Annotated in this window: 10 protein-coding genes; 5 read left to right on the top strand and 5 right to left on the bottom strand. The window is 69.2% G+C overall.

The annotated features are described in order from the left end of the window. Positions 1-287 precede the first annotated feature (287 nt). Together QM788_RS11415 and QM788_RS11410 are read right to left on the bottom strand one after the other, a co-directional pair. A complete protein-coding gene (locus QM788_RS11415; RefSeq protein WP_415661607.1) occupies positions 288-671 on the bottom strand; it encodes a hypothetical protein in 384 nt (127 codons plus the stop codon). Then, the gene (locus QM788_RS11410) at positions 668-5,401 is read right to left on the bottom strand and encodes an RHS repeat domain-containing protein (protein WP_415661606.1); all 4,734 of its coding nucleotides are present in this window, start codon (positions 5,399-5,401) and stop codon (positions 668-670) included. Before QM788_RS11410 ends, QM788_RS11415 begins: the two co-directional genes overlap by 4 nt. Before the next feature lie 178 nt (positions 5,402-5,579). On the opposite strand from QM788_RS11410, the gene QM788_RS11405 reads away from it, so the two are divergent. After that, positions 5,580-6,899 (top strand): IS4 family transposase, encoded by a 1,320-nt coding sequence (locus QM788_RS11405; protein ID WP_415661605.1) that lies wholly within the window; start codon positions 5,580-5,582, stop codon positions 6,897-6,899. Between the two features lie 109 nt (positions 6,900-7,008). Here the strand turns inward: QM788_RS11405 and QM788_RS11400 are convergent, their stop codons facing one another. Then, entirely contained in the window at positions 7,009-7,227 is a 219-nt protein-coding gene (locus tag QM788_RS11400; RefSeq protein ID WP_415661604.1) for a hypothetical protein, read from the bottom strand. Positions 7,228-7,471: 244 nt separating this feature from the next. After that, positions 7,472-8,725, bottom strand: coding sequence for a sensor histidine kinase (locus QM788_RS11395; protein WP_415661603.1), 1,254 nt, complete (start codon positions 8,723-8,725; stop codon positions 7,472-7,474). A gap of 150 nt (positions 8,726-8,875) precedes the next feature. Here QM788_RS11395 and QM788_RS11390 point away from each other — a divergent pair, with 150 nt between their 5' ends. From QM788_RS11390 to QM788_RS11375, 4 genes are read left to right on the top strand one after another with little or no spacing between them, the layout of a single operon-like run. Beyond that, a complete protein-coding gene (locus QM788_RS11390) occupies positions 8,876-9,244 on the top strand; it encodes an Hpt domain-containing protein (protein ID WP_415661602.1) in 369 nt (122 codons plus the stop codon). Positions 9,245-9,252: 8 nt separating this feature from the next. Further along, positions 9,253-11,472, top strand: coding sequence for a putative bifunctional diguanylate cyclase/phosphodiesterase (locus QM788_RS11385; protein ID WP_415661601.1), 2,220 nt, complete (start codon positions 9,253-9,255; stop codon positions 11,470-11,472). Between the two features lie 2 nt (positions 11,473-11,474). Beyond that, entirely contained in the window at positions 11,475-13,343 is a 1,869-nt protein-coding gene (locus tag QM788_RS11380; RefSeq protein WP_415661600.1) for a diguanylate cyclase domain-containing protein, read from the top strand. Further along, the gene (locus QM788_RS11375; RefSeq protein ID WP_415661599.1) at positions 13,340-14,011 is read left to right on the top strand and encodes a substrate-binding periplasmic protein; all 672 of its coding nucleotides are present in this window, start codon (positions 13,340-13,342) and stop codon (positions 14,009-14,011) included. Before QM788_RS11380 ends, QM788_RS11375 begins: the two co-directional genes overlap by 4 nt. Here the strand turns inward: QM788_RS11375 and QM788_RS11370 are convergent. After that, positions 14,001-15,338, bottom strand: a complete 1,338-nt coding sequence (locus QM788_RS11370) for a methyl-accepting chemotaxis protein (protein ID WP_415661598.1) — start codon at positions 15,336-15,338, stop codon at positions 14,001-14,003. The genes QM788_RS11375 and QM788_RS11370 overlap by 11 nt on opposite strands. Positions 15,339-15,444: the final 106 nt, after the last annotated feature.

Here is a 15,444-nt window from a genome sequence, read left to right as displayed (position 1 = left end):
CGGCGGACATCGGTGGCTCCATTACGGCGGTCGGTGACACTTCGGCCAGGCTGGCTGAACCGCGCAGGCCCAAGAAGATCGCCACCAACCGCCTGGAGCGGCGGCTGCTGGAGATCGAGAAGCTGGGCCCCAAAGCCAAGCGTCAGATCACGCAGCTACTCGATTCCTTCATCGAGGGCGAGAAGCTCAAGCAGCGCATGAGCGCCGCTCGCAAGTCAGAGGCTTGAGTAAACCCCAGACGAACAAAGGGCCGCTTTCAGCGGCCCTTTGTTTTCTCAGCAGCAAGATTATTGCGGCAAGAACTCAACGTCTATACGGTCGGCTTTCACCGTGACCATCTTTCCATCAAGGTACCCAAATTCCGTTTGAAGCACTTCGTCTTCAAAGACCAGGCCGCCTGCCTCAAAATACCTGCCATTGAGCTTTCCTTGAACCAGGTAGGCAAAGCCCTTTCCTGTTTCAACAAAGGCTGGGGCTGCATCATCAGGTGACTCCATTACCTCATAGTCATCCAGCATGACCAGCTCCAGTTGCACGGAATAGCTCTTGCCTTCCTCGATGGGATAAGGGCAAACGCTTGCAAAGCAGTTCAGCCTAACGCCATTGATCTGGAGAGCCACCTCCTCTTCAATGTCGTCATTCAGCTTGATAACTTGTGCTTGGTAAATCATGGTGCAGGTGTGATGGTTCTGATCGAAGGATCACCATTCAGCATCTTCCAGAAGCTCTTTCCGCTTTGGGTATGAATGGTTGTAATGGCACCGTCAGCATTCGTCCCAACAAAACCGAACTTGGCATCACCTCTGCTCGTGTTCCCCATGAACTGAGCGTATCCAGTTCGCGTCTCACCCTTGTACAGATAGTTAACCTTGGTCCCGTTCTGCATGATGTCTCGACCTACTTGCAAGTAGTCATCTGCACTACGGGCTCCAAACTCGGCCCCATGCTTTTCAAAGTGGCCAAGCAGCTTGGCTTCAGAGGCAAAACCCTTTGCCGCATCGGCAGCCTTGTTGGCAGTCGATGCGGCTGCCCGGACAGCCCCGACGCCACCAGGAACACCGGGTATCGCTACAGCCGCCGCATCCACGACCACACCGATGGCGTTGCCGATGCTGGGGCTTTCGACGAACTGCCCAATGCTCAGCGCGAGGCTGGCAACATCCCAGGCAGTTTCGATGGCCCGGCCGTCGGGGTCTTTGAACTTGTACGGGTTGTTCGCCCCGTACACGTAGCGGTTGAAGCTGCTGCCCGACTGCCGATCCGTGACGATCGGATCGACGCTGAGGAAGCGACCAGGCAACGGATCGAAGTACCGCTGCTGCATGTACACGAGGTCCGTCTCGGCGTCCTGCACGTGGCCGGTGAAGCCGATGACGCTTGTGTTGGCACTGGGTTTGGTCCCGGCGGCCACATAGCCGTAGGGCTCGAAGCGGCTGCGGTTGATCACCGTGCCCGATGCGTTGCTGTGCGCCACCGGGCTGCCCAGCGCGTCCGTGTGCACGTACTGCGTACCGCTGGCGCTGTTCACCTCGGCGATCTGCTTGCCCGCCAGGTAGATGTAGGCCGTGGTGCTGCTCGGGCGCGGCCCGCCTGTGCTGGTGGCCCACAGCAGCTGCCCCGCCTGGCTGTACACCTGCACGCGCGTGGAGCCGTCGCTGCTGGCGACCTTGAACCGCCGGCCGTGCCCGTCGTAGGCGTAGCTGCCGCCCAGGCTGCTCCAGTTCAGGCGGTTGCCGATGTCGAAGCCAAAGCTCTGGGCGCCCTTGGCCGTCAGGTTGCCGCGCGCGTCGTAGCCGTAGCTGGCCGTCGCGCCGTTGGTGGTGACGCTGGCGAGCTGGTTGTTCGTGTTGAAGTTGAAACTGCTGGCCCGTGCCCCGACCGTGGCGGCGCGCAGGTTGTCCACGGCGTCATAGGCATAGGTGGCATTGCCCCACACGTTGGGCGCGTTGGCGCTGGCCAGCCGGTCCAGTTCGTCGTAGCCCATCGTGCGGCTGAAGACCCCTTCCTGCTGGTCCGTGATCCCCGTGACGTTGCCGTTGGCGTCGTAGCTGTATTGGTCCTGGAGGACGCCTGCGTCTTTGTTCACCAGCGGCAGCCCGCGCGTGTTCTGCGTCAGGCTGTGCGCGATGCCGTTGGCGAGTTGGTAGCCAGCCACCGCGCCGTTGGGATGGTGGCTGACGGCGCTGGCGTATCCGCTCACGCTTTGCGCTTCGCCGAGCGCGTTGGGGCTGTAGCTCACCGTGCTGCCGTTCGGGTAGGTCAGCGTGCTGAGGTGGCCTGCGGCGTTGTAGCCCCAGCTGATGTTGTAGTTCTGGCCGGCGTAGGCCAGCGTCTCGGTGGCGGGCTTGCGCAGCGCGTTGTAGCCGTAGCTCCAGGCGCTGCCGGCGCTGGCGACGCTCTCCAGCAGTCCGTCCGGGGTGTAGCTGCGCGTGACGCCGGGGCTGGCGTCGCCGTAGCTCACGCTGGTGAGCCGGTTGAGGGGGTCGTAGCCGTAGCTGATCTTGGCCGTTTCGGCCACGCTGGCGTCGTCGCAGGCGCCCGTATCGGGCAGGTTCTGCCCGGGGGCCTTCCAGGCCACGTTGCCGGCTGCGTCGTAGGCCTGCACCGTCGCGCCCACTTCCGGCTCTATCGTCTTGCACAGCAGCTGGCCCGCGTCGTACACGTAGCGCCGCGTCACGCTGCTGCTGTAGCCGCCATGGCTGCCGCTGCGCGTGATGGCCGTGGGCTTGCCGAAGCCGTCCCGGCTGATGGCCACGGCCACGCCGGCCGGGGCGGCGATGCTGGCCAACTGGGCCTGGGACGGATCGTCCAGCGCCCAGAAGCCTTGGGTGGTGACCTTGCCGCGCGGGTTGGTGGTCTGGGTCTGGAAGCCTGTCAGGTAGTTCGTCGTGGTCGTCAGCACGCCCAGTTCGCTGTCGGCCTGCACTTGCGTGGCCCGGCCCAGTGCGTCGTAGCTCGTGCGCGTGCCGGGCGAGGTCGCGGTCACGCTGGCGATGTCGCGCTGGGGGTAGCTGACGAAGGTGGGGCGGCCGTCGGGGTCGTATTGCCTGACGGTGACTTTGCGGGTGTTGGCTTCGTTGCCCGCGTCGTAGGTGCGGGTCATCACCGCGCGCCACAGGGCGTCGTAGTAGGTGACGGTTTTCGCGGCACCCTGGGTGACGGTCTGGCGCCAGTGGCCGGCGGGCAGGCCGTATTCGCTGGCCCCCACGGGCTCGAAGACCAGGCTGCTGCCCGTGAAGCCCGTCGGCGGCGTGATGCTGGCCAGCCGCCCCATGGCGTCGTAGCCGTAGCCGGTGGTGAAACCTGCCGCGTCGGTGAAGCTGGTGATGAGGCCCAGGTTGTTGACGGCTGCGCTCTCTGATGCGCCGGTGGGGTAGCTCACGGTCTGCGGGATGCCCCGCATCCAGTTGCCCAGATACACCGTGTGCCCGGCGCCGTCGGATTCGCTGGCGACCGTGCCGTCGGCGTGGTAGCTGCGCAGGGATTTCAGGACGCCGAACTCGCTGTGGCTGGTCCTCTGGGCCAGGGCGTTGAAGCCGTTGGATTGCATGACCCAGCCGTCAGCGCTCACGCTTTGCACTTGGCCCAGCACCCACAGGGTCGGCTGGTCGTGGTAATCGGTGGCTTCGGTGCGGCTGCCAGTGGGGCCGCTGCGCGTCGCGATGATGGGACGGGCGGCGGCGTCGAACTGATTGACGGTGTAAGTGAAGCTAACGCCTTGCTGGACGGTAGTGACGCTGTCCACCGGCGCCAGCAATGCGGAAAACCAATCACCGCGGTCGGCCGTGAAGCCGATGCCGAATTGCGTCGGGAATGCCTGGCCGGGTGCCAAGCGGTAGGAGCGCGTGACGCGCTTCAACGGTACCACGCCATTCCACCCGAACTGCTCTTCCAGCAGCAGCCCTTCATCCACATGCCAAGTGTTGCCAAAGCACTTGCGATTCACGACGCCGCCGGGGTGGGTCACCGTGCTCAGGCGATAGCTGCTCTTGCCTCCACACGTGCCGCCATTCCACGGGTCCGAATAGGTGAAGCTCCACTGCAGGCTTGCAAGCCCGGGGCCCGTGATGGTCTTGGTGCTCAAGGCCAGGTTCACGGAGGCTGGCAGATAGTCGTAGCGTCCGATGCCGCTGACGATCTGGCAGGTCGAGCCGACGGCATTCTTGAACAGGGCCACATAGCTGGTACTGAACGTGCCCACCGCCCCACTGGGATGGATGATGGAGCCAGAAAACGATTGGGGGCCAAGAGGCGGCGTGGTGCCGTCATCACAGCTGTCGACCTCTCGACTGACAGAGATGTCGGGCGGATACAGCGACGAGATGTTCAGCGTCCACGATCTGCCATCGGGCAGTCCCACGGACGTGAGGGTGGGGCCGGAGTAGCTGTAGGTGATCGAGCGAGTGCCATCGCTTGCCAACACGGCGCGGCCGCCGGAATTGGTGACGGTGACGACCCGTCCATCACTGGATTCGATCCGCCGCAGCAACTTGGGATCGCTGGGGTCATAGGTGTACCGGACCCAGTTGCCAAACCGGTCCGTGACCTTGCTGGCATAAAGATAGACGTCTTGCCGCAAGAGGGTGGCGCGGCCCGCCTTCATGGTGTCTGCGTCACGCACGGCATACCAGTCGAAGTCATAACGAACCCCGGCAGGAGAGATGGCATAGAAGCCCTCACCGGTGCTGTTCTGGACGGTGCTCAGGCAACCGATCTGCCACTGGCCTTTGGTGACGAGCGGATAAGGTCCGCCGCTGGACGGCGCGCTGGCGTAGGCGGGATCCCTCCGCAACACCTCCTGAGTGCCCTCGCCAGGGACTTCGATGTGGGTGCCTTGCCAGAAGGTGTAGTTAAAAACCTCGATGTTGGCGCCAAGGCCGGCCAGGTACTCGTTCTCAGGCATCCAGAAATTCGAGCAACGCGCCAGCGTGTTGCCCGCGCCTCGCCAACCACGGGCCTTGGCGAAGGTGCCGCCAATGCGCGGCACCTTCCAAGTCCAGTCCCCAAGCGGGTAGTTGTATCCACCCGCACTGGTGTGCTTGCCAGGGCTCACGCCCCGGATCAGCGCAACCGGCAATTCATTGTTGCCTTTGAGTGCCAAGTCGGTTTGCTCGAAATACAGCGAGCCATCGAAGAGATTGACCTTGTCACCCATCAGGTCATCACCGTAGGGCGTGATGGCCTTTTGCGCCATGGGCATCTGGCCTTGCAGGTACTGCATGTCGATGGCGCCAATCACCCGTAGCGGCAGCAGCATGCAGGCCACCGCGAGCAGGCGGGCGGCGAGTCCGTCGTCTCGCTTCACCTCCCCCCGCTTCGAACGCGCATTGGCTCGCCCAACGCTCATGTGGACGGCGACGGCTGCAACCCAACCAGCAAGCTCAGCAATGCGCGTGCCCATCTGGCACATCCGGCGATGCATCATGGTCCCCCCCCCCGCTTATTGGCGTGACGCCACGTATTTGTCGATGCGTGATCATGCCTCCTGCAAACGGGAACTGGCCTCTAGCGCATCCCATTACACACAAGTTGAAGTAGATTCCGCAACCTATTGAATTGATTGAGATTGTGGGAGACGAGTGGGCTGGGCTGCAGAGGAATTCAGGACGCTGGATCTGGGCGATGGGAGATTGGACGCACGAGCTGTGCTGCTGGCCGAGCGCCTGGCCGGCAAGCCCACGGAGAGCATTCCGAACGCTTGCAGCGGCTGGGCCGAGACGCAAGGGGCCTACCGGTTTCTGTCCAACGCCAAGACTGACTGGCAGGCGCTGCTCAAACCGCACTGGACGTGCAGCGAAGAGCGCATGCGCGCGCATCCCGTGGTGCTGAACATCCAGGACACCACGGAACTGGACTTCAACGGCCGCGCCACAGCGGGGCTGGGCCCGTTGAGCTATGAAGCGCAGCGCGGGATGTACCTGCACCCGACCTACGCGGTGAGCCCGACGCGCGAGCCGCTGGGCGTGCTCGATGCGTGGATGTGGGCGCGCGAGGCGAAAGGCAAAGACGGCAAACGTGGCGGGATCGTGGAGAGCACGCGCTGGATCGAAGGCTACGAACGCGTGGCCGAACGGGCGTTGGCGCTGCCGCAGGTGCGCCAGGTGTACGTGGCCGACCGGGAGGCCGACATCCTTGCCCTGCTGCGCCGGGCCCAGGAACTGCAGCATGCGGCCGACTACCTGATTCGCTGCCGGCACAACCGGGTCCTGCCCAACGATGGCAAGCTGTGGGAGCAAGTGGCGCAAGCGCCGGTGCTGGGCAAAGTGGCCTTCGAGTTGCCGGGCGGACGCGGCACAGTAGCCCGGCCGGTCACGCAGAGCCTGCGGGCGCAGGTCGTCGAACTGTCCGATGGCAAAGTAGGCACCTTGCACGTGACCTGCCTGCTGGCGCAGGAGATCGACCCGCCGGCCGGCGTCAAGCCCGTGGTCTGGCGGCTGCTGAGCAATCGGCCGGCGCACACGCTGGAGCAGGCGGTCGAACTGATCGACTGGTACCGCGCACGCTGGGAGATCGAGCTGTTCTTCCTGATCCTGAAGGAAGGCTGCCGCGTGGAGGCGCTGCAGTTGAGCCATGTCGATCGCATTGAGGTGGCGCTGGCGTTGTACATGGTCGTGGCCTGGCGCATCAACCGGCTGATGCGGCTGGGCCGCAGCTTGCCAGAGCTGCCGGCCGATCTGCTGTTCGAGGTCGAAGAATGGCAGGCGGCCTTCGTGCTGAACAAGAAGAAGCCACCCAAGAGTGCCCCGCCACTGAACACCGTGGTGCGCCTGATCGCCCAACTCGGCGGCTTCCTCGGGCGCAAGGGCGACGGCCAGCCCGGTGCCAAGACGCTGTGGCTGGGCTTGCGCGACATCACCGTATTCGTTCAAGGCTTGCGCTTCGCTCGGATGGCGCTATGAGATGTGTGTAATGGGATGCCTCTAGCGCCTGGGCATGGTAGAGAGCCTGAACCCATCGCGGGCATGTATGCCGACGGGACCTACGGCACGCGGGGCTGCCTGGAGGCCATCACCGAACGACAAGCGACGGCAGTGATACCGCCATGCCAGCGCATTCGATGCCGGTGTACCGCACGACCAGACTGCCATCTCGCGGATGCACCTGCTCGCCGCATTCCGTCATCGGCGTGACCGCACGGGAGCGCTCGACGAACTTGGCGCAATCCTGGTCGGGCATCAACGCCGACTGCCCCTGCACGCCCTCCGCACCCATTGCAATCAGCAGCATCGACAGCGCCTGGCGCCCTTCGACCCGTCGTTCTCAGGTTTGCACCGGCCATCAGGCCGCATCGCACAGACGCAGTCGTCACCGTTTGCATGGTTTTTGTCCTCCCTGAGCGGCTGCATTTGAAGCCCTTCCCTTCCCATTGCCTACTGGCAACCTTGCCAGGATGGGTATTCCCTAAAGCAATGACCAAGGAAAACTCACAAGCAAACCTGCACTCCGCCATCCGCCGAAAATTCCGCGCGGTTCAGCCCAGCGTGAAGTAGAACCGCGCGCCCTCGCCCACCGCCGCGTCGGCCCAGATCTCGCCGCCGTGCCGGCGCACGATGCGCCGCACCAGCGCCAGGCCGACGCCGGTGCCCTGGAAGTCGCTGGCGCTGTGCAGGCGCTGGAACACGCCGAACAGGCGCTCGGCGAAGCGCATGTCGAAGCCGGCGCCGTTGTCCGACACGACGAACACCCGGCGCCCGCCCTGCTCGACGGTGCCGAAGCGGATCTCCGCGCGGGCCACCTTGGCGCTGTATTTCCACGCATTGCCCAGCAGGTTCTCCAGCACCATGCGCAGCAGCGTCGGGTCGCCGCGCACCGTCAGCCCGGACTCCAGGTGCAGCGCCAGCTCGCGCTGCGGCGCGCCGCGGCGCAGCTCCTCCATCACGAAGCCGGCCAGCTGCGACAGGTCCACCGGCTGGCTGGCCAGCGGCCGCGTCGACAGCTGGCTCAGCGACAGCAGCGCGTCGATCATGCTGTTCATGCGCGCCGCGGCGCTCATCACGCGGTCCAGGTGGTCGTTGCCGACCCGGTCCAGCCGGGCGCCGTAGTCTTCCTTCAGGATGCGCGCGAAGCCCTCGACGACGCGCAGCGGCGCACGCAGGTCGTGCGACACGGTGTAGCTGAAGGACTCGTGCTCAGCGGCCAGGTCGGGCGGCGCCGGGGCCGGGCCGGCGGCCGCGGCGCCATCGTCGCGGTGCGCGGTGCCCAGGTAGCCGGCGAAGTCCCCGTGCGCGTCCAGCCGGGGCAGGCCGCGCAGCCGCCAGCGCGCGTCGCTGCCGGGCACGGCCAGCGGCAGGTCGGCGAACGGCTGGCGGGCCGCCAGGCGCTGGCCCAGTTCGCCCTCGGCGTCCAGGCGCTCCCAGGGCGCGGGCGCGGCGGGCGCGCCGGACGGCGCCTGCCAGTGCACCACGCGGTGCGCCGCATCGGTGGCCCACTGCCAGTCGCGCTGCAGCTGCGCCTGCAGCAGCAACTGCTGGCGGGCCTCGAGCAGCGGCCCGGCCAGGCGCTGGCGGGTCAGCCGCACGCCCGCTTGCCAGCCCAGCGCGGCGGCGGCAAGCACCGCCAACGCGGTCAGCCAGGCCGTCAGCACCAGCAGCGCGGGCGCCGGCCCGGCGCCCCAGGCCCACGCGAGGGCCGCCAGCGCCAGCAGCGCCACGCCGGCCAGGCCCGCCGCCGGCAGCCGCCACCGGCGGCGGCGCGAGGACGCGCTGTCGTCGCTGAGGCTGTTCATGCGCGGCATTGTAGGCAGCGCCCCCCGCACGGCCGGGCCGGCGCCGCGCCCCCCGTGGATCGGGCACCGGGGCCGGAATGTGTGCGTTCCTCCGCGTTTGCCCTCCGACCCAGCCGGTACATTTGCGGCAGCACGCCCCGCCCCGCCACCATGACCGCCCCTTCCGCCGCCGCCCACCTGGATCCCGAGGCGATCCGCCGCCTTCGTGAACTCGACCCGGACGGCCGCAACCAGCTGATGGCGCGCGTCGTCGCGGCCTTTTCCCACTCGCTGGACCGGCTGCTGCCCGACCTGGCGCGCGCCCGCCAGCCCGGCGCGCCGGACCTGACCGTCATCCGCCACGTCAGCCACACGCTGAAGTCCTCGTCCGCGAGCGTCGGCGGCGCGGTGCTGGCGGCGCGCTGCAACACCATCGAGACCATGGCCCGCGAGGGCCGCACCGAGGGCCTGGACGCGCAGCTGGACGCCATGCTCCAGGACATCGAGCAAGTGCGCGTGGCGCTGGCCGCGCTGCTGTGACCGCGCCCATGCAGCCCGCCGGCCACGACCTGGACGACCTGCCCGCGCGCCCGCGCGTGCTGCTGGTCGACGACGACGAGGTCAACCTGCTGCTGACCGCGGTGGCGCTGCGCGAGCGCGGCTTCGACGTCACCGAGTCCCCGAGCGGCAGCGACGCGCTGGCCCAGCTCGCGGTGCGCGCGCCCGACGTGGTGGTACTGGACGCGCTGATGCCGGAGCTGGACGGCTTCGAGACCTGCTCGCTGCTGCGCTCGGCGCCGGGGTTCGAGTCGCTGCCGGTGCTGATGCTCACCGGGCTGGACGACGAGGCCTCCATCAACCGCGCCTACCAGGCCGGCGCGACGGACTTCTTCGTCAAGTCGCCGCAATGGAGCCTGCTGGCCGGGCGGCTGCGCTACCTGCTGCGCAGTTCGCGCACGCGGCTGGAGCTGGAGCGCAGCAAGGCCAAGCTGGCGCGCGCGCAGGACCTGGCCCGCATGGGCAGCTTCGAGTGGCGGCGCGGCGTGGCCGGCAGCTTCTCGATCTCCGCCGAGGGCCTGCGCGTGTTCGGCCGCGGCCCGCAGGACCGGCTCGACTTCCTCGGCGTGCTGCGCATGGTGCCCGGCGAGGAGCGCCACGCCTTCCTGCGCCTGCTGTGCGACGTGGTCGCCCACACCTCCGTCCTCATCACCGACCTGCCGCTGACGCTGCCCGACGGCCGCCAGCGCGTGGTCCACATCGAGGCCGAGCCCGAGTTCAACGAGCACGGCGGCACCAGCGGCTACACCGGCATCCTGCAGGACGTGACCGACCGCCGCCAGGCCGAGGACCGCATCCGCCAGCTGGCCCATTTCGACGCGCTGACCGGCCTGCCGAACCGCCGCCAGCTGATCTGGCGCGTGGAGCGCGCGATCGAGAGCGCGCGCCGCGGCGGCCACGAGGTGGGGCTGCTGCTGATCGACCTGGACCGCTTCAAGGTCATCAACGACACGCTGGGCCACGCGGCCGGCGACGAGCTGCTGATCGAGGTCGGCCGGCGCCTGCGCAGCTGCGTGCGGCATTCCGACCAGGTGATGGAGGGCGTGCTCGAGGGCCTGGGCGGCCGCAGCCACCGCGGCCTGGAGGCCGTGGGGCGGCTGGGCGGCGACGAGTTCGTCGCGCTGCTGCCTGAGGTGGCCGGCGAGCGCGACGCCGAGCGCGTCGCGCAGCGCGTGCTGGACGCGCTGCGCGATCCCATCTTCGTCGGCGGGCAGGAATGCTTCGTCACGGCCAGCGTCGGCATCGCGCTGTACCCGCGCGACGGCCAGACCATGGCCGACCTGCTGCGCAATTCCGACGTGGCGATGTACGCCGTCAAGAGCCAGGGCCGCAACGCCTCGGCCGTGTACTCGCCGATGCTGGCCGGCCACGGCAAGCAGAAGCTGGAGCTGGAGAGCGCGCTGCACAAGGCGCTGGAGCGCAACGAGATCGTGCTGCACTACCAGCCCAAGATCGACGTGCGCGCCGCCCGCATGGTGGGCGCCGAGGCGCTGATGCGCTGGCAGCGCGGCAACGTGCTGGTGCCACCGGCCGACTTCATCCCGCTGGCCGAGGAGACCGGCCTGATCGTGCCGCTGTCCGAATGGGCGCTGAAGGAGGCGGCCCGCCAGGCCAAGCTGTGGCAGCTGCAGTTCGGCTTCGCCGACGCCATCGCGGTGAACCTGCCCAGCCGGCTGTTCGAGCGCACCGACCTGGTCGAGCACATCCACCAGTGCGTCAGCGCCTACGGCGTGCCCCACCGCTCGATCCAGCTCGAGATCACCGAGAACAACCTGATGAAGGACCTGCAGAACGTCATCCCGGCGCTGCACCGGCTCAACGAGGTGGGCGTCGAGATCTCCATCGACGACTTCGGCACCGGCTACTCGTCGCTGGCCTACCTGACGACGCTGCCGATCTCCGAGGTCAAGGTGGACCGCACCTTCGTGCGCGACCTGGGCATCACGCCGCAGAGCTCGGCCGTGGTCACCGCCATCATCGCGCTGGCGCGCGCGCTGGGCCTGCGCGTCATCGCCGAGGGCGTGGAGACACTGCGCCAGATGGAGGTGCTGCACCGCCTGGGCTGCTCGCTGATGCAGGGCTTTTTGTTCAGCAAGGCGCTGCCGCCCGACGAGCTGGAGTGCTGGCTCGCCCAGACCGTGCTGCCGCGCAAGGCGCCGTGGATCACGCCGGCCGACGGCGCCGAGCGGGCCGCCTGCGGAAACGGCTGACCATGCGCACGACGCTCCCGCCCGCCCAGCTGGCCAAGGCCGCGCTGCAGCGCCTGGCGCAGGCCCGCCTGGAGCCCACGCCCGAGAACTACGCGCGCGCCTATGCGATCGAGGCCGGCGGCGAACCGGCGGCGGCCGCGGGCGCGGCGGTGCCGGAGCGGGTGCAGCAGGTCGTGGCGCGCCTGATCAGCCTGGCGCTGCCGTCCGGCGCCGCGCGGCAGGACCTGCAGGCCGCGCTGCGCGAACAGCGCTGGGACGAGCTGCTGCGCCAGGCCGACCGGCTGCTGGACACGGCCGGCCCGGGCGCGCAGGCCGAGGCGCTGGCGCAGGTCGTCGAGCGCCTGGTGCGCGGCCTGGAGCGCGGCGGCCGGCACTGGACGCTGGCGCGCCGCAAGGACGGCATCCAGCGCGCGCTCGAACTCGGCCGCAACGACAGCGCCAAGCTGGTCAAGCGCCTGGGCCAGCTCATCGCCAGCTGGGACAAGGACGTCGAAGGCAGCGAGGTCGAAACCGGCGAGGACGGCGGCACGCCCAGCCAGCTGTTCACCGACAGCGCCTTCGCCGACACCGGCTTCCGCGAGGGCAGCCAGTTCGCCGACCTGGGCCGCGCCGCGCCGCCCGATGCCGCGCCGGCGCCCGGCCCCGTGCCGGAGCTGGTGCCCGACCTCGCGCCCTGGCACGCGCTCAGCGGCGAACTCAACGCCACCGTGCGCCATGCGCTGCGCTCGCCGCAGTCCGAGGCCACGCCGGCCGACGCGCTGATCCGCGAGCTGGACGCCGCCCAGGCCGAACTGCAGGCCCAGGGCGCCAGCCCGCAGCGCGCCACGCAGATGGCCGCGCTGTGCCAGCGCGCCCGCCACCTGCTGGACCACCGCCGCCACCTGTTCGACGAACTCGGCGGCCTGTGCCGCGAGCTCAGCGGCAGCCTGGTGGACCTGGCCGAGGACGACTCCTGGGCGCACGGCCAGGCCGAGGCGATGCAGCAGACGCTGGCGCAGGGCCTGTCCGGCCGCGGCGTGCGCACCGCCTCCGAGCTGCTGGCCGGCACCCGCGCGCGCCAGCGCGCGCTGCGCGACGAACGCTCCCGCGCGCGCGACTCGCTGAAGGGCCTGATCCAGCGCATGCTGGCCGAGCTGGGCGAGCTGGGCCAGCACACCGACCGCTTCCAGAACAACGTCGGCCGCTACGCCGACGCCATCGAGCAGGCCGATTCGCTGGAAACCCTGGCCGGCACCGTGCGCGAGATGGTCGAGGAAAGCCGCAGCGTGCAGGGCCTGGTGACGCAGACGCAGGCGCGCCTGACGCTGGAGCACGACCGCGCCACGGCGCTGACGCAGCGCGTCGACGAGCTGGAGGGCGAGCTGCGCCGCCTCTCCAACGAGGTCCACACCGACCAGCTCACGCAGGTGGCCAACCGCCGCGGCCTCATCCAGGCCTTCGGCGTCGAGCAGGCGCGCACCGGGCGCGACACCACGCGCATCGCGCTGGCGCTGCTGGACATCGACAACTTCAAGAAGCTCAACGACAGCCTGGGCCACCAGGCCGGCGACATCGCGCTGAAGTCGCTGGCCGAGCGCGCGCAGGCCTCGCTGCGCCCCGGCGACCTGGTGGCGCGCTACGGCGGCGAGGAGTTCGTGCTGATGCTGCCCGACACGCCGCTGGACGAGGCGCAGGCGGTGCTGGTGCGGCTGCAGCGCGCGCTGTCGGCCGCGCTCTTCAAGCACGAGGGCAAGGACGTGTTCGTGACCTTCTCGGCCGGCGTCACGCTCTACCGCCCCGGCGAGACGCTGGAAGCCGCGCTGGACCGCGCCGACGTGGCGCTGTACGAGGCCAAGCACACCGGCAAGAACCGGGCCTGCATCGCCGAATGAAGCGGGGCGCGGCGCTGGCCTTGACCCTGGCCGCCGGCATCGCCGGCGCGCGGACGCCGGTGCCGCTGTGCGTGACCGACTTCCCGCCTTACGTCAGCCCGGCGCTGCCGGACGGCGGGCAGCTCACGGCGCTGGCCCGGCGGGCCTTCGCGGCCGGCGGCCTGGGCGTGCGGCAGCTGGACGTGCCCTGGGTGCGCGCCTACGCCATGGCCGGGCGCGGCGAATGCCTGCTGCTGGCGGTGTGGCGCAACGAGGAGCGCGACGCGCAGTTCCGGTACTCGCTGCCGGTGGCGCAGATGGAGCTGGGCTTGTTCGTGCGGGCGGACCGCCAGGCGCCGCTGCCGCACGGTGCAACCGTGGCCTACCAGCGCGGCTCCTACCTGCCGCCGGCCATGGCCGGCGGCCGCTACCGGCTGCACGCGCTGATCAACGCCCGGCCCGGCCTGGAGCTGCTGCAGCTCGGCCGCGTCGAGGCCGTGTTCTCGGAGCGGGCGAGCTTCGAGCACCAGCTGGCCCAGCGGCCGGGCGGCGCCTGGGTGCGCTGGCAGGCGCCGCCGCTGGAGGTGAAGCCGACCTTCATGGCGCTCAGCAAGGCGCACCCGCAGGCGCAGGCCTGGCTGGCGCTGCTGGACGAGGAAATCCGCCAGTCCGGGGAACTCAGAAACTGAACGCCAGCCGCAGCCCGCCCCAGTGCCGGCCGTTGACGGTGATGGGCGCGGCGGCCTCCTTCAGCAGCACGAAGCGGCCGCCGCCCATGTCGCGCCGGTAGGTCTGCAGCAGGAAGGGCCGCTCGTTGCGCGCCGAGGCCAGGCCGGTGCGGTCGTCGAAGATGCGGCGGTAGCGGCTGTGGGCGGTGTTCCACGCCAGGTCGCCCGGGCGCTGCGGCTGGCAGTACTTGCGGTTGTGCGTCGCGATGTAGCCGTTGCGGTCGGCCGCGATGCAGAACACCACCTTGTCGCTGAAGCCCAGCACCTGCTCCTGCACGGCCGGGAACAGCTGGTCGGTGAGCGCGCAGAAACGCGTGGTGTGCTGCGGCGGCTGGGTGCCGTCGATGGGCCGGTAGTGCGCGTCGAACAGGTCGGCCTCGCCGATCCGGCCGCCGCGCAGCGCGTCCTCCAGCAGCGCGCCGATATCGGCCGCGGCCTGCTGCGCGGCGCGGATGAAGGGCATGTCGTCGACCTCCACGCCGCTCCCGGCGATCTGCTCGACCAGTTCCTCCGCCATGCGCAGGAAGCGGTCGCTGCCGTCGAACGCGACCTTCAGCCCCTGCGAGGCCTGCGACACCTCGCGCTCCAGCTCCTGCGCGCGCTCGTTGAGCAGGCCCATCTGCTGGCCGCTCTCGGCGGCGGACGCGGCGATGCGCTGCACGTCCTGCTCCACCTCGCGGAAGGCGGCGTGGATCTGGCTGGGCCGGGCGGCGTCCTCGGCCAGCTCGGCGCTGAAGCGGTCGATGCGCTGCTGCAGGCTGGCGATGGCGCCGACGATGGCCTTGGACGAGGCCTCCACCTGCCCGGCCAGCGCCTTCACGGCCTCGGCGACGACGGCGAAGCCGCGCCCGGCCTCGCCGGCGTGCTTGGCCTCGACGGCGGCGTTGAAGGCGACGAGCCGGGTCTGCAGCGAAATCCGCGTGATCTCGGCGGCCGCGTCGCTGACCTGGGCCAGCGTGGCCGCCATGCCGCCGACCTCGCCGCCGACCCCGCCCAAAGCGCCACGGGCGCGCTGCACCGCGGCGGCGCTCTGCGCGGTGGCCGCGGCGATGGCCGCCTGGGCCTGGCCGATCTGGTCGAGCTGCCGCGCCAGCGCCTGCATGGCCTGGCCCTGCGCCTGCACGATGCGCTGGGTGTCCTCGAGCGCGCCGCGCACCTCGGCGGCGTCCTTGCCGACCGTGGAGATGGCGCGCGCGAGGCGCTTGACGACGTTCAGCGCGGCGTTGTCTTCACGCTGCTGCTCGACCTGGGGCGTGGCGGCGCGGCTGGGGGTGAGCCATCGGAACATCGATCTTCCTCACATTCAGTGGATACCGCGGGCCGGAAGCGGAAGCTGCGGGCCGAGCGCCGGGCCGCTCCCAAGCCGGCCCGCAGGCGATGTGCGAGCGGGGTAC

The sequence above is a fragment of the Roseateles sp. genome (assembly GCF_047654785.1).
Lineage (GTDB): Bacteria > Pseudomonadota > Gammaproteobacteria > Burkholderiales > Burkholderiaceae_C > Pelomonas.
The sequence above is the reverse complement of the archived record's forward strand: the minus strand, read 5'-3'. Positions and strand labels throughout refer to the sequence as shown.

Bases quoted from the DNA above. Each gene is read 5' to 3' on its own strand.
- QM788_RS11415 (WP_415661607.1), bottom strand. From the start codon at position 671: ATGATTTACCAAGCACAAGTTATCAAGCTGAATGACGACATTGAAGAG.
- QM788_RS11410 (WP_415661606.1), bottom strand. From the start codon at position 5,401: ATGGGCACGCGCATTGCTGAGCTTGCTGGTTGGGTTGCAGCCGTCGCC.
- QM788_RS11400 (WP_415661604.1), bottom strand. From the start codon at position 7,227: ATGCTGCTGATTGCAATGGGTGCGGAGGGCGTGCAGGGGCAGTCGGCG.
- QM788_RS11395 (WP_415661603.1), bottom strand. From the start codon at position 8,725: ATGAACAGCCTCAGCGACGACAGCGCGTCCTCGCGCCGCCGCCGGTGG.
- QM788_RS11390 (WP_415661602.1), top strand. From the start codon at position 8,876: ATGACCGCCCCTTCCGCCGCCGCCCACCTGGATCCCGAGGCGATCCGC.
- QM788_RS11385 (WP_415661601.1), top strand. From the start codon at position 9,253: ATGCAGCCCGCCGGCCACGACCTGGACGACCTGCCCGCGCGCCCGCGC.
- QM788_RS11380 (WP_415661600.1), top strand. From the start codon at position 11,475: ATGCGCACGACGCTCCCGCCCGCCCAGCTGGCCAAGGCCGCGCTGCAG.
- QM788_RS11375 (WP_415661599.1), top strand. From the start codon at position 13,340: ATGAAGCGGGGCGCGGCGCTGGCCTTGACCCTGGCCGCCGGCATCGCC.
- QM788_RS11370 (WP_415661598.1), bottom strand. From the start codon at position 15,338: ATGTTCCGATGGCTCACCCCCAGCCGCGCCGCCACGCCCCAGGTCGAG.